The sequence below is a fragment of the Flavimobilis sp. BM9 genome, assembly GCF_058313055.1.
This window is the reverse complement of the sequence record NZ_JBZEMO010000003.1, coordinates 281,726-296,482: the sequence shown is the minus strand read 5'-3', so window position 1 is coordinate 296,482 and position 14,757 is coordinate 281,726. Positions and strand designations below refer to the sequence as shown.

At 69.4% G+C, this 14,757-nt stretch carries 11 protein-coding genes; 8 read left to right on the top strand and 3 right to left on the bottom strand.

Going from position 1 to position 14,757, the window contains the following annotated elements; genetic code table 11:
• Positions 1-89: 89 nt before the first annotated feature.
• Positions 90-764, top strand: a complete 675-nt coding sequence (locus AC4F3Q_RS07370) for an ANTAR domain-containing response regulator (RefSeq protein WP_098456990.1) — start codon at positions 90-92, stop codon at positions 762-764.
• A 117-nt stretch (positions 765-881) separates the two neighbouring features.
• Positions 882-1,568, top strand: a complete 687-nt coding sequence (locus AC4F3Q_RS07365; RefSeq protein WP_491039391.1) for a GNAT family N-acetyltransferase — start codon at positions 882-884, stop codon at positions 1,566-1,568.
• 110 nt (positions 1,569-1,678) lie between these two features.
• On the opposite strand, the gene AC4F3Q_RS07360 is transcribed toward AC4F3Q_RS07365, so the two are convergent.
• Positions 1,679-2,128, bottom strand: coding sequence for a PaaI family thioesterase (locus AC4F3Q_RS07360; RefSeq protein ID WP_491039390.1), 450 nt, complete (start codon positions 2,126-2,128; stop codon positions 1,679-1,681).
• On the opposite strand from AC4F3Q_RS07360, the gene polA reads away from it, so the two are divergent.
• The gene (polA, locus tag AC4F3Q_RS07355; RefSeq protein ID WP_491039389.1) at positions 2,127-4,835 is read left to right on the top strand and encodes a DNA polymerase I; all 2,709 of its coding nucleotides are present in this window, start codon (positions 2,127-2,129) and stop codon (positions 4,833-4,835) included. The two genes, AC4F3Q_RS07360 and polA, sit on opposite strands and share 2 nt — an antisense overlap.
• Before the next feature lie 18 nt (positions 4,836-4,853).
• On the opposite strand, the gene AC4F3Q_RS07350 is transcribed toward polA, so the two are convergent.
• Positions 4,854-5,642, bottom strand: a complete 789-nt coding sequence (locus AC4F3Q_RS07350) for a class I SAM-dependent methyltransferase (protein ID WP_491039388.1) — start codon at positions 5,640-5,642, stop codon at positions 4,854-4,856.
• Positions 5,643-5,828: 186 nt separating this feature from the next.
• On the opposite strand from AC4F3Q_RS07350, the gene AC4F3Q_RS07345 reads away from it, so the two are divergent.
• Complete coding sequence (locus tag AC4F3Q_RS07345; RefSeq protein ID WP_168447466.1) at positions 5,829-6,854, top strand: 6-phosphofructokinase; 1,026 nt, start codon at positions 5,829-5,831, stop codon at positions 6,852-6,854.
• Between the two features lie 226 nt (positions 6,855-7,080).
• Positions 7,081-8,553: a 30S ribosomal protein S1 gene (gene rpsA / locus AC4F3Q_RS07340; protein WP_168447465.1), complete on the top strand. Its 1,473-nt coding sequence runs from the start codon at positions 7,081-7,083 to the stop codon at positions 8,551-8,553.
• A 215-nt stretch (positions 8,554-8,768) separates the two neighbouring features.
• Here rpsA and AC4F3Q_RS07335 read toward each other — a convergent pair whose 3' ends face one another.
• A complete protein-coding gene (locus tag AC4F3Q_RS07335) occupies positions 8,769-10,670 on the bottom strand; it encodes an ABC transporter ATP-binding protein (RefSeq protein WP_491039387.1) in 1,902 nt (633 codons plus the stop codon).
• A gap of 123 nt (positions 10,671-10,793) precedes the next feature.
• Here AC4F3Q_RS07335 and coaE point away from each other — a divergent pair, with 123 nt between their 5' ends.
• The 3 genes from coaE (at position 10,794) to AC4F3Q_RS07320 (ending at position 14,754) form a co-directional block, all read left to right on the top strand.
• Entirely contained in the window at positions 10,794-11,411 is a 618-nt protein-coding gene (gene coaE, locus AC4F3Q_RS07330; RefSeq protein ID WP_168447464.1) for a dephospho-CoA kinase, read from the top strand.
• A gap of 49 nt (positions 11,412-11,460) precedes the next feature.
• Entirely contained in the window at positions 11,461-13,554 is a 2,094-nt protein-coding gene (uvrB, locus tag AC4F3Q_RS07325) for an excinuclease ABC subunit UvrB (protein ID WP_491039386.1), read from the top strand.
• Between the two features lie 180 nt (positions 13,555-13,734).
• A complete protein-coding gene (locus AC4F3Q_RS07320) occupies positions 13,735-14,754 on the top strand; it encodes a TerC family protein (protein ID WP_350308817.1) in 1,020 nt (339 codons plus the stop codon).
• Positions 14,755-14,757: the final 3 nt, after the last annotated feature.

Below are 14,757 nucleotides of genomic sequence, written 5' to 3'. Positions count from 1 at the left end.
CGCGACGGCTCGCACGCCGTACGAGCATGTCCTCACGATCACGCACCGGGATGCGTGGTCCTACCAGCACGAGCAACTAGGATGACCCTGTGACCGACAACGACGAGACCACCCGTGAACCCCTCCAGCTCGACCTGCCGCCCCTGACGGCCCCCGAGCAGGAGGCGCCTGCCGCTACCCCGTCCAAGGTGCGCCGCGCCGTGGTCGCCGAGGACGAGGCGCTGATCCGCATGGACGTCGTCGAGACGCTCCGCGAGGCCGGCTACGAGGTCGTCGGAGAGGCTGGTGATGGTGAGACTGCCGTCGCGCTCGCCATCGAGCACAAGCCCGATGTCGTGGTCATGGATGTGAAGATGCCAGAGCTGGACGGCATCTCCGCCGCCGAGCGGATCGGCAAGGCTCACGTCGCGCCCGTCGTGCTGCTGACGGCGTTCTCCCAGACCGAGCTGGTGGAGCGCGCTCGTGACGCTGGCGCGATGGCGTACGTCGTCAAGCCGTTCAGCCCCGCGGACCTGCTGCCCGCGGTGGAGATCGCGATCTCCCGCTACGCCCAGATCACCGCGCTGTCGGCCGAGGTCGCAGACCTCACGGAGCGCTTCGAGACGCGCAAGCGCGTCGACCGCGCCAAGGGCCTCCTGATGAGCAAGATGGGCCTGTCGGAGCCTGAGTCGTTCCGTTGGATCCAGAAGACCTCGATGGACCGTCGCCTCACGATGCGCGAGGTTGCGGACGCCGTCATCGACCAGGTGGGTGGCAAGGACTGAGGCCCGCCGGAGGGAGTTGTGACCTCTCCGTTATCTGGGTACCTTGGGTCTCGCTCCCAGCGCCTGAGGTGAGGGGAGCAGATCCTCATCTGCAGGGGCTGCTGAAGGAGGTGTTCCGTGGTGCGAGCCGTGATCGACGTACGCCACGCCGGTGCGACAGATCTCCTCGACGTCGCGCTGCTGTGCTCGGCGGCGCGCGAGGAGACAGCGACGCCGTCGCAGATCTGCAGCGCTGACGTCGAGAAGCTGCGCAAGCACCTCGGCGTGCTCCTGTCCGTCCCTGGCGGCCGCATCCTGCTGGCTACGCACGACTCGAACCCCGTGGGCTTCTTGCTCGCGCGTGTCATCGAGGCGAACGTGTACAACGACGCGCCGGTCCTCTACATCGAGGCCGTCTACGTCGACGGGACGTTCCGCAGGCGTGGCGTCGGTCACGCCCTGCTGAGCGCTGCTGCGGAGATCGCGGTCGCCGCTGGGGCCGAGGAGGTCTACTCGGTGCCGGTCCCGGGATCGCGTGGCGTGCAGCGTTTCTTGGCGCGCATGGGGTTCGCGCCTGCCGCGGCGCACCGTGTCGTCCAGACGTCGGCGCTCTTGCGCAAGCTGGGGCCCGAGGGCTCGCTGCGCCGGCCTCCGCGCGCGCTCGAGGACCTCATCGCGCGTCGGCGCAAAGCGCGCATCGAGACGCAGTCCGGCCCTGTCGACCTGCGAGAGCTGCGTGCCCGCCTCGTCGAGGAGTCGAGCCCTGCCCGGTCCGCGCGCGGTCGCCGCGTCGCAGGCACGGGGGGCATCCCGCACGCGGGCTGACCGCCCGCGGGTCATCGGCACGTGGGGTCAGCGGCACGCCTGGTCCCCACGGTGCGCCTGGCCGCGATGTCCCGGGCTGACAGACGCTCTGGCCTCGCCCGCACCGCGCCTCAGCGCTCGGCGATGACCATGCACGTCAGCCGAGCAGTGCACAGACGTCGTCCGTCGCCGTCGGTCACGACGATCTCGTAGGACGCGAGCGTACGCCCGAGGTGGAGCGCGGTCGCGACCGCGGTGACCGTGCCTTCCCTCGCGCTGCGGTGGTGCGAGACGCTCAGCTCGAGCCCGACCGCCGAGCGACCCTGGCCGGCATGTACGAGCGCCCCGTACGAGCCGACGGTCTCCGCGAGCGCCGCCGTCGCCCCGCCGTGGAGGAGGCCCGCCGGCTGCGTGTTTCCCTCGACAGGCATCGTCGCGACGACGCGCTCCGCGCTCAGCTCCGTGACCTCGATGCGCATCCTCTCGATGAGGGTGCCGGCCTCGAGGTCCTTGAGCGCGGCGAGAATCCCGGCAGGTGCGCTGGGGGAGGACGTGGCGTCGAGCGGCGGCGTGTCAGTCATGGAAGATAGGTTGTCAGGTGTGAGTGACGACGCGCGACCCCGCCTTCTCCTGATCGACGGCCACTCGATGGCCTTCCGGGCGTACTTCGCCCTTCCTGTCGACAAGTTCTCGACGTCGACCGGGCAGCACACGAACGCCGTGCACGGCTTCGTGTCGATGCTCGCGAACCTCATCAAGAACGAGCAGCCGACGCACGTCGCGGTCGCGTTCGACGCGGGCTCGACGACGTTTCGCACGGAGCGGTTCCCTGACTACAAGGGGGGCCGGGAGTCGACGCCGGAGCCGTTCAAGGGGCAGGTGCCGCTCATCCGCGAGGTGCTCGACGCGATGCGCATCACCCACTTCGAGCGCGACATGATCGAGGCCGACGACATCCTCGCGACCTGGTCGAGCCAGGCGGGCGCACAGGGCTGGCAGGTGCTCGTCTGCTCGGGCGACCGAGACTCGCTGCAGTTCGTGACGCAGGACGTCACCGTGCTGTACCCGGTCAAGGGCGTCTCCGAGCTCGCGCGCATGACCCCCGAGGCCGTCGAGGCCAAGTACGGGGTGACTCCCGAGCGCTACCCCGACCTCGCCGCGCTCGTCGGCGAGTCCGCCGACAACATCCCGGGTGTGCCCAAGGTCGGGCCCAAGACCGCAGCCAAGTGGATCGCACAGTACGGCGACCTCGACGGGGTGCTCGCGCACGCCGAGGAGATCAGCGGGGTCGCCGGCCAGAACCTCCGGGACCACCTCGACCAGGTCCGGCTGAACCGGGAGATCAACCACCTCCTCACCGACCTCGACCTCCCTTACGGCCCCGAGGACCTCATGGTCCGGCCGTGGGACCGAGAGGCTCTCCACCAGATCTTCGACACGCTCCAGTTCCGCACGCTGCGCGACCGCCTTCTCGCGATGATGCCAGCCGAGGACCGCGAGTCCGAGGCCGCAGACGCGTCGGTCGTCGAGATCGACGTCCTCGTGCCCGGGTCGTTCGGGAGCTGGATCGCGGCGCGCCGTGGTCAGCCGCTCGGCCTCGAGGTCCGCGGGCAGTTCGCCCCCGGCGCCGGCGACGCCGACATGGTGGCGCTCGGTGACGCGGAGGGCCACGCGATCGTGCTCGACCTCACGCAGCTCGACCCTGCCGACGACAAGGCCCTCGCCGCGTGGCTCGCCGACCCGGACGCTCCGATCGTCGTGCACGGTGGGAAGGCGCGCGCTCACGCGCTGCGCGGCCGCGGATACTCCCTGCAGGGCGTCACGATCGACACGGAGCTCGCCGCATACCTGTGTCACCCCGACCAGCGCAGCTACGACCTCGAGGACCTCGCTGTGCGCAGCCTGCACCGCGAGATCGGCACCGACGGGTCCGCCAGCGGTCAGGGCGCCCTGGAGCTCGACCTCGAGGGTGAGTCGGGCGCTGCCGCGGACCTCGCCGAACGCGCCGCCGTCCTGCCTCCGCTCGCAGCCGCGCTCGAGAGCGACCTCAAGGACCGGGGGGCGTACGAGCTGCTGACCAGCCTCGAGCTGCCGCTCGCCGGTGTCCTCGAGGGGATGGAAGCGCGCGGTGTCGCCGTCGACGTCGAGATGCTCCGTGAGCTCGAGCGCGAGTTCGGCCAGCAGGTCCAGGCGGCTGCGCAGGACGCGTACCAGGTCATCGGCCGCGAGGTGAACCTGGGCTCGCCGAAGCAGCTCCAGGAGGTCCTGTTCGATCAGCTGGACATGCCGCGCACCAAGAAGATCAAGACCGGCTACACGACCGACGCAGCGTCCCTCGCGGACCTGTTCGCCAAGACGCAGCACCCGTTCCTCGAGCACCTCCTCGTGCACCGTGACGTCACGAAGCTGCGCCAGACGGTCGACACGCTCCTGCGGTACGTCGCGAGTGACGGCCGGATCCACACGACCTTCCAGCAGACCGTCGCCGCGACCGGCCGGCTCAGCTCGGCGGACCCGAACCTCCAGAACATCCCGATCCGCACTGCGGCGGGGCGCCGGATCCGGCAGGCGTTCCGGGTCGGTCAGGGCTACGAGACGCTGCTGACGGCGGACTACAGCCAGATCGAGATGCGGATCATGGCGCACCTGTCGGGCGACGAAGGCCTGATCGACGCGTTCCGCTCGGGCGAGGACCTGCACAGCTACGTCGCGTCACGCGTGTTCGGTGTCGCGACGACCGACGTCACGGCGGCGCAGCGATCGAAGATCAAGGCGATGAGCTACGGCCTCGCGTACGGGCTCTCGGCGTTCGGCCTCTCGAAGCAGCTCAACATCGCGGTGGGCGAGGCCCAGGCGCTCATGGACGACTACTTCACGCGCTTCGGCGGTGTGCGGACGTACCTCCACGAGGTCGTCGAGGAGGCACGGGCGACGGGATTCACCGAGACGATCCGTGGCCGCCGTCGGTACCTCCCGGACCTCACGAGCGACAACAGGCAGCGTCGCGAGATCGCCGAGCGGGTCGCGCTCAACTCGCCGATCCAGGGCTCGGCGGCGGACATCATCAAGGATGCGATGCTCGGCGTGCAGCGCGAGCTCGACGCGCAGGGTCTCGGGTCGCGCATGCTCTTGCAGGTGCACGACGAGCTCGTGCTCGAGGTCGCTCCGGGCGAGCTCGCGAGGGTCGAGGAGCTGCTGCGCACCCAGATGGCAGGAGCAGCGGACCTGTCCGTCCCGCTCGAGGTGTCTGTCGGGCGAGGGCAGACCTGGCACGACGCCGGGCACTGAGCCCGGCGGGGGCCACGGTCAGCGGCGCTCGCACACGAAGATCGCCGTCCCGGGGATCAGGCGCCCTCGCAGCGCGCTCCACCCGCCCCACGTCCTGTCGTGACCCTCGGGCCACTCAGGCTCCACCACGTCGAGCAGGGTGAGCCCGGCGCCCACGACGTCGCGCACGTGGTCGCCGATCGTCCGGTGGAACTCCGCGTAGGCGAGGCGGCCCGCCTCGTCGCGCTCGGCGTAGGGCGTCCGGTCGAAGTAGGAACGGTCTGCCGTCAGGCCTCGCACGGACGGGTCGTCGGGGAACGCCCACCGGATCGGGTGCGTCACCGAGAACACCCACCGCCCCGACGGGCGCAGCACACGTGCGACCTCCCTGTGGACGCGCTCGGAGTCCGCGACGAACGGGATCGCGCCGTAGGCCGTGAAGACGGTGTCGAACGACGCGTCTGCGAAGGGGAGGTGGCGGGCGTCCGCCTGCGCCCGGTTCAGGCGTGCGGCGCTGCCGGACGAGCGCGCCGTCAGCATGCCCGCGCTGATGTCCGTCGCGACGACGTCCGCCCCCTGGTCGGCGAGCCACCGCGAGCACTGGGCCGCTCCCGCGCCGAGCTCGAGGACGCGGGCGCCCGAGACGTCCCCGAGGAGGTGGGCGTCGGCCTCGCGCAGACCCTCGGGACACCAGCAGAAGTCGTCGTCGCCCAAGAAGTCGCCGTGCTCTGCGAGGTACTCGGCGGCGTTCTCGTCCCACCACGAGCGGCCCGCGCGGTGGGGTGCGTCGTCAGGGATGGGGGCGTATCCGGCGCGTCGAAGGTCCACGGACCCATTGTGCCGGGCGGCGCGCCGTGCCTCGAGGTGCAGGACCGCCCGCCGGGCGGGACCAACGGCTGAGACCGGAGCGTGGACGGTCGGTAGGCTCGTCGAGGTTTGTCGGTCAGGATGCAGGCGGAGACGTCTGTCACACACCGGTGGACCGACGACAACTGACGACGAGGGAGTGTAGGCATGCGAATCGGTCTTCTCACCGGCGGTGGGGACTGCCCGGGGCTCAACGCGGCGATCCGTGCGGTCGTCAAGCAGGGCCTGGGGGAGTACGGCCATTCGATCATCGGCTTCCGCAACGGCTGGAAGGGCGTCGTCGACGGCGACGTCCTGCCCCTCGAGCGGCAGCACATCCGTAACGTCCTGCCTGTCGGCGGGACCCTTCTCGGCACCGCGCGGTTCCACCCGCGCGAGGAGGACGGCTCGATGGAGGCCGTGCTCGCGACGCTCGAGGCGGAGCGCATCGAGGCTCTCATCTGCATCGGTGGTGACGGCACGCTCCACGCTGCGAGCCGCGTCGCCGACGCGGGCGTCAAGATCGTCGCCATCCCGAAGACGATCGACAACGACGTCGCTGGCACGGACCTGTCGATCGGGTACAACACCGCGGTGACCATCGCGGCGGAGGCGATCGACCGCATCCACACGACGGCCGAGTCCCACAACCGCGTCATGGTCATCGAGGTCATGGGGCGTCACGCGGGCTGGATCGCGGTCAATGCCGGCATCGCCGGTGGTGCGGAGATCGTCCTCGCCCCTGAAGAGCCGTTCGACATGGACAAGATCATCAAGTTCCTCAAGCACCGCCACAAGGCGCACGCGAGCTTCTCGATCGTCGTCGTCGCGGAGGGCGCGCACGCGGTCCCCGGGAGCTCGATGGAGTACGAGGTCCAGCTCGGCAAGTACGGCGAGATCGTCGCCGGTGCCATCGGCGAGCGCGTCGCGGCCGAGATCCAGGCGCGCACGGGGTTCGACACACGCCTCACGGTCCTCGGGCACGTCCAGCGCGGCGGCAGCCCGACGACGACGGACCGCATCCTCGGCTCACGCTTCGGGGTGGCTGCGGTCGACGCGATCACCCGTGGCGAGTCGAACGTCATGACCGCGCTCCGCGGCGAGGAGATCGTCCTCGTGCCGCTGCCCGAGGTCGCCGGCAAGGTCAAGGCGGTCCCCGCTGACCTGCTGCGCACGGCTCGCGCGCTGGCCTGACGCGTCGCACGACCGTCCAGATCTCCCGGGCGGGACCCACGGTCCCGGCCGGGAGATCTTCTTTGCCCCCGCTCTGCGCATCGGATAGGGTGAACGCGGTGTGTCGTGGCGTCAGGACCGAACAGGTCGTGACCGATCGGCGCCCGGCGGTGCGGCCCAGCCCGCGTCCTGCCTGCAAGCCTTCCTGTTCGAACTACTTCCTGTCCGCATCGGAGCAACTGACTCAATGACCATCTCTACCCCCTCGAAGTCCACGCCGCAGGTCGCGATCAACGACATCGGCACCGAAGAGGACTTCCTCGCCGCCATCGACGCCACCATCAAGTACTTCAACGACGGTGACATCGTCGAGGGCACCATCGTCAAGGTCGACCGTGACGAGGTTCTTCTCGACATCGGCTACAAGACCGAGGGCGTCATCCCCTCCCGCGAGCTCTCCATCAAGCACGACGTCGACCCCGGTGAGGTCGTCAAGGTGGGCGACGCGGTCGAGGCCCTGGTTCTCCAGAAGGAGGACAAGGAAGGTCGCCTGATCCTGTCGAAGAAGCGCGCCCAGTACGAGCGCGCCTGGGGCACGATCGAGAAGGTCAAGGAGGAGGACGGCGTCGTCACCGGCACCGTCATCGAGGTCGTCAAGGGTGGCCTCATCCTCGACATCGGTCTGCGTGGCTTCCTGCCCGCGTCCCTCGTGGAGATGCGTCGCGTCCGCGACCTCCAGCCGTACGTCGGCAAGGAGATCGAGGCCAAGATCATCGAGCTCGACAAGAACCGCAACAACGTCGTCCTGTCGCGCCGTGCCTGGCTCGAGCAGACGCAGTCCGAGGTTCGTTCCACCTTCCTGCAGACCCTGCAGAAGGGCCAGGTCCGCCCCGGTGTCGTCTCCTCGATCGTCAACTTCGGTGCGTTCGTGGACCTCGGCGGTGTCGACGGTCTCGTCCACGTCTCCGAGCTGTCCTGGAAGCACATCGATCACCCGTCCGAGGTCGTCGAGGTCGGCCAGGAGGTCACCGTCGAGGTTCTCGACGTCGACTTCGACCGCGAGCGTGTCTCCCTGTCGCTGAAGGCGACGCAGGAGGACCCGTGGCAGGCCTTCGCCCGCACGCACGCCATCGGCCAGGTCGTGCCGGGCAAGGTCACGAAGCTCGTCCCGTTCGGCGCGTTCGTGCGCGTCGAGGACGGCATCGAGGGCCTCGTGCACATCTCCGAGCTCGCTGTCCGTCACGTCGACCTGCCTGAGCAGGTTGTCAACGTGGGCGACGACGTCTTCGTCAAGGTCATCGACATCGACCTCGAGCGTCGCCGTATCTCGCTGTCGCTGAAGCAGGCCAACGAGGGTGTGGACCCGGAGTCCGAGGACTTCGACCCCGCGCTCTACGGCATGGCTGCGGACTACGACGAGGCCGGGAACTACAAGTACCCGGACGGCTTCGACCCGGAGACGAACGAGTGGCTCGAGGGCTACGAGTCGCAGCGTGAGGAGTGGGAGGCGCAGTACGCCAAGGCCCACGCTCGCTGGGAGGCGCACCGCAAGCAGGTCGCCGAGGCTCTCAAGGCGGACTCCGACGCGGCTACCTCGGGCGAGTCCGGTGGCTCGGCTCCGTCCACCTACTCCTCGACCCCGGTCCAGGAGGAGGTCGCGGGCACGCTGGCGTCCGACGAGGCTCTCGCCGCTCTGCGCGAGAAGCTCACGGGCAACTGATCCCGGCGCCGTCAGGCGCAACGGTCCGAAGGCCGGTCACCGCACGCGGTGGCCGGCCTTCGGCGTACCTGAGCCCTGGCTCTGACCTGGGACGAGAGCCGCGGTCGCCCGCCCTCGGTCGGGGTGACGATCGCCGCGGCTGCACGTGCCGAGCGCGGGTGGTCGGGTCTCGGCAGCACGCACCTGGAAGGCGCGGCGGTTCCGGGCGGCTGCGGCTAGTCCTCGGAGAACTGGCGGCGGTAGAGCTCCGCGTAGAGCCCGCCCTCGGCGAGCAGCTCTTCGTGCGTGCCCTGCGCGACGACGCGCCCGGCTTCGAGGACGACGATCAGGTCGGCGTCCCGCACGGTCGACAGTCGGTGGGCGATGACGATGGACGTGCGGCCGACGAGCGCGGCGTCGAGGGCCGCCTGCACCGCAGCCTCCGACTCGGAGTCGAGGTGCGCCGTCGCCTCGTCGAGCACGACGACGGGCGGCGCCTTGAGCAGCAGGCGCGCGATCGCGAGCCGTTGACGCTCGCCGCCCGAGAGACGGTAGCCGCGGTCGCCCACGACGGTGTCGAGGCCGTCGGGCAGGCTCTCGACGAGGTCGAGGATCCGGGCTGCCCGCAGCGCCTCGACGATCTGCTCGTCGGTCGCGTCAGGCCGTCCGTAGCGTAGGTTGCCTGCGACCGTGTCGTGGAAGAGGTGCGCGTCCTGCGGGACGGACCCGACGACGTCGTGCACCGACTGCTGCGTGACTCCCCGCAGGTCCTGGCCCGCGATGCGCACGGCCCCGGACGTGGGGTCGTAGAAGCGCGCGAGAAGGTGCCCGATCGTCGTCTTGCCTGCACCCGACGGGCCGACGAGCGCGACCGTCGCCCCGGCGGGCACCGACAACGAGACGTCGACGAGCGTGTCCCCGGGCTCGCTGTCGTCGAGCGTCGCGACCGACTCGAGAGAGGCGAGAGACACCTCGCGCGCCGCGGGGTAGCTGAACGTCACGTGATCGAGCTCGACGCTCGCGCCGCGGCGCGCGACGTGCTCGGCGAGGTCTGTCGCGTCGTCGGCGTCGCGTACCGTCGGCTCGAGGTCGAGGACCTCGAAGACGCGCTCAAAGCTCACGAGCGCGGTCATGACGTCGACCTGGACGTTGGAGATCGCGGTGAGAGGGCCGTAGAGGCGGCCGAGGTAGGCGGTCAGCGCGACGACGACGCCGACGCTCAGCTCGCCCCGGATCGACGCGAGCCCGCCGAGGGCGTACACGACCGCGACCGCGACGGCCGCGACCGTCGTGAGCGTGACGCGGAAGACCGTCGCGTACATCGCTTGGCGCACCCCGATGTCCCGCACGCGAGCCGCAGCCGCCGCGTACGTGCGTGATTCCTCGTCGGGACGCCCGTAGGACTTGGCGAGCTGGGCACCCGCCACGTTGAAGCGCTCGTTCATGATCTGCGCGGTGTCCGCGTTGATCGCATAGCTCTCCCGGGTGATCCGGGCGAGGCGCGGTCCGATCCAGCGCGCGGGGAGGACGAACGCTGGCAGGAGCGTGAGTGCGACGAGGGTGAGCTGCCAGGACATCGAGAGCATCGCGGCGAGGACGAAGACGATCGTCAGAGCGTTCGAGAAGACGTTGGACAGCGTCGACGTGAACGCCTGCTGCGCGCCGAGCACGTCGCCGTTGAGCCGCTGGACGAGCGAGCCGGTCCTCGTGCGGGAGAAGAACGCGAGCGGCATCCGCTGCACGTGGTCGAAGACGGCAGAGCGCAGGTCGAGGATGAGACCCTCGCCGACGCGGGCCGAGCACCAGCGCTGGCCGAGCGCGAGCGCGCCCTGGGCGAGCGCGAGCACCGCGACGGCTCCCGCGAGGCCGAGAACGAGTCCTCGACGCCCTGAGGCGATCCCGTCGTCGATGATCGCGCGGAACAGCATGGGGACGGCGGCGCCGATCGCTGCGTCGACCGCGATGAGGAGGAGGAACACCGTCAGGGTGCGGCGGTACGGCGTCGCGAACGACAGGACGCGGCGGGTCGTGCCACGGCTGAGCCGGTGGCCCCGCACGCTTGGGTCCTGCCGGAAGGAGCGGAGCCCGGCAGGCCCGCCTCCGGCTCCGGCCATGCTCGCCATGCCTGACATCGTCATGCGTCCTCCTGGTCCGTGCACGGCGGGGCGCGTGCGCTCCGCACCCAGGGCACCGAGCCTAGACCGGCTGGTCGGCGACCGGTCCGATTGCCGCCGCCCCGGTACGGGGGCAGGATGAGGCACATGCTTCGCATCGGGCTCACGGGCGGGATCGCCGCAGGAAAGTCGACCGTCGCCGCGATGCTGCGCGAGCGCGGCGCGGTCGTCATCGACCACGACGAGATCGCACGCGAGGTGGTCGCGCCCGGGACGCTCGGGCTCGACCGTGTCGTGGAGCGTTTCGGCGAAGGGGTGCTCGCACCGGACGGGTCGCTCGACCGTGCAGCGCTGGGGCACATCGTCTTCAACGACCTGCAGGCCCGCGCCGACCTGGGGGCGCTGCTCCACCCGGAGATCGCCCGTGTCTCCGCGGAACGTGAGGCCATGGCGGTCGCGGCCGACGGCGACGCGCTCGTCGTGCACGACATCCCGCTGCTCGTGGAGACGGGGCAGGCGGAGGCTCATCACATCGTGGTGGTCGTGCACGCTCCGGCCGACCTGAGGATCCGCCGCCTCGTGGAGGAGCGAGGGAGCTCGCTGCCCGACGCGCGGCGTCGCATCGCCGCGCAGGCGACCGACGAGGAGCGTGCCGCGGCGGCCGACGTCCTGATCGACGGCGCTGGCTCGGTCGACGACCTGCGTGCGCAGGTCGACGAGCTGTGGGCCCGCCTGCAGGCCGAGCTGGCCGAGGAGCGGGGCTGACCCACGTCGCCGGTGCGCCCGTGTCAGAGGGGCGGCCTATCGTGGACGCATGCGTCCAGTCACCGATCTCCAGAGAACCGTCGCACCGTTCGAGGTCATCTCGGAGTACACGCCCTCCGGTGATCAGCCCGCCGCGATCGCGGACCTGACGGCGCGCCTGCGCGCGGGGGAGAAGGACATCGTCCTCCTCGGCGCGACCGGGACGGGGAAGAGCGCGACGACCGCCTGGCTCATCGAGCAGGTGCAGCGCCCGACCCTCGTCATGGCGCCGAACAAGACTCTCGCCGCCCAGCTCGCGACCGAGTTTCGCGAGCTCTTGCCCAACAACGCGGTCGAGTACTTCGTCTCGTACTACGACTACTACCAGCCCGAGGCGTACATCGCGCAGACGGACACCTTCATCGAGAAGGACTCGTCGATCAACGACGAGGTCGAGCGTCTGCGTCACTCGGCGACGAGCAGCCTGCTCACGCGCCGCGACGTCGTGGTCGTGTCGTCGGTCTCCTGCATCTACGGCCTCGGCACGCCGCAGGAGTACGTCGACCGCATGCAGCGGCTCGACGTCGGCCAGATGATCAACCGTGACGACCTGCTCCGGCAGTTCGTGGGGATGCAGTACACGCGCAACGACATGGCGTTCACGCGTGGCACGTTCCGGGTCCGCGGCGACACGGTCGAGATCATCCCGGTCTACGAGGAGCTCGCGATCCGCATCGAGTTCTTCGGTGACGAGATCGAGGCGATCCACACGCTGCACCCGCTCACGGGCGAGGTCGTGCGGTCAGAGCCGAGCATCCACATCTTCCCGGCGACGCACTACGTCGCCGGGCCCGAGCGCATGGAGCGTGCGATCGCCTCGATCGAGGCGGAGCTCGCGGAGCGGCTCGCCCAGCTCGAGGGGCAGAACAAGCTCCTCGAGGCCCAGCGGTTGCGCATGCGCACGACGTACGACATCGAGATGATGCGGCAGATCGGGTCGTGCTCAGGGATCGAGAACTACTCGCGGCACATCGACGGACGCGAGGCGGGGTCCGCGCCGAACACCCTCCTCGACTACTTCCCCGACGACTTCCTCCTCGTGATCGACGAGTCGCACGTGACCGTCCCGCAGATCGGCGCGATGTACGAGGGAGACATGTCGCGGAAGCGGAACCTCGTCGACTACGGCTTCCGGCTCCCGAGCGCGATGGACAACCGGCCGCTGCGGTGGGAGGAGTTCGTGGAGCGCATCGGGCAGACGGTCTACCTCTCGGCGACTCCGGGCGACTACGAGCTCGGCCTGTCCGACGGCGTCGTCGAGCAGATCATCCGCCCGACGGGCCTCATCGACCCGGAGGTGGTCGTCAAGCCGACCAAGGGCCAGATCGACGACCTGCTCGAAGAGATCCGGCAGCGCGTCGAGAAGGACGAACGCGTCCTCGTGACGACGCTGACCAAGAAGATGGCCGAGGACCTCACGGACTACTTCCTCGACAAGGGCGTACGCGTGAGGTACCTCCACTCCGACGTCGACACCCTCGCCCGGGTCGAGCTGCTCCGAGACCTCCGGCTCGGCGTGTACGACGTCCTCGTCGGCATCAACCTCCTCCGGGAGGGGCTCGACCTCCCTGAGGTGTCGCTCGTCGCGATCCTCGACGCCGACAAGGAGGGCTTCCTCCGGTCGGGCAAGTCCCTCATCCAGACGATCGGGCGCGCTGCGCGCAACGTGTCCGGCCAGGTCCACATGTACGCCGACAAGATCACCCCGGCGATGGCGCTCGCGATCGAGGAGACCGAGCGTCGGCGCGCGAAGCAGATCGCCTACAACACCGAGCACGGGATCGACCCGACCCCGCTGCGGAAGAAGATCGCGGACGTCACAGACATGCTCGCTCGGGAGGACCTCGACACGCAGGAGCTCCTCGCTGGCGGCTACCGCAAGCCCACGCGCGGCGGCAAGGCGCCGGTACCGACCGGCACGGCTGCGCCAGCCGACCGGCCCGCGGTGGCGGCCGCTTCTGACCTGGCAGGTCTCATCCAGGAGCTCACCGACCAGATGCACGCCGCTGCCGCCGAGCTGCAGTTCGAGCTTGCCGCGCGCCTGCGCGACGAGATCGGCGGACTGAAGAAGGAGCTGCGCCAGATGAGAAGCGCCACTGCCTGACCCGCACTCATGGACTACAGTGGGCGAGTTGTTGGAGGGGAGTATCCCTGACACGGTGGCGTCGTCACCACGGTGGGCTCGGTAGCCTGCCCGGTGCCATCGGTCCGAGCACGCCGCGCGAAGCGCGGTCCGGGCGGGAGAGACCTCCGGTACACCGCTACGCGTACCGGAGGATCATCGGTGCTTGATATCCACTTGTCTGTCTGGCTGATCTCGGCTGCGGCCATCCTCGGCCTCGTCATCTTCGACTTCTACGCCCACGTGCGGACGCCGCACGAGCCGACGTTCCGTGAGTCGGCGATCTGGTCGTCGGTCTACATCGCGCTCGCTGTCGCGTTCGGCATCGTCTTCCTCATCGTGATCGGGCCGGAGCACGGCGGCGAGTTCTTCGCCGGGTACATCACCGAGAAGAGCCTCTCGGTCGACAACCTGTTCGTCTTCCTGATGATCATGACGTCCTTCAGGGTGCCTCGCGCCTACCAGCAGAAGGTTCTTCTCGTCGGTGTCGTGATCGCGCTCGTGCTGCGCACCGTGTTCATCATCCTCGGCGCCGCAGCGCTCAACGCGTTCTCGTGGGTCTTCTACCTGTTCGGTGCGATCCTGCTGTGGACCGCCTGGAAGCAGGTCAAGCCGGAAGAAGAGTCGGAGCACTCCGTCCCCGGCGGCAAGGCCGTCGCACTCCTCAAGCGCTTCGTCCCGACCACGGACGACTACAACGAGGACCGCCTGACCGTGAAGATCGACGGCAAGCGGTTCATCACCCCCATGCTCGTCGTCATGGTCGCGATCGGCTTCACCGACATACTCTTCGCCCTCGACTCGATCCCGGCCATCTACGGGCTCACGCAGGAGCCGTACATCGTGTTCATGGCGAACGCGCTCGCGCTGCTCGGCCTGCGCCAGCTCTACTTCCTCATCGGCGGGCTGCTCGACAGGCTCGTCTACCTCGCCCAGGGTCTCGGCATCATCCTCGCGTTCATCGGCGTGAAGCTCGTGTTCCACGCGATGCACGTCAACGAGCTGCCGTTCATCAACGGCGGTGAGCACATCACGTGGGCGCCGGAGATCTCGACCACGACGTCGCTCACCGTGATCATCGGCACCCTCGTCGTCGTGACGTTCGCGAGCCTGTGGAAGTCCAAGCGTGACCGGAGGCTCGCCGAGGCTGCTGAGGCCGCCGAGGCTGCCGGTCAGGTCTGATCG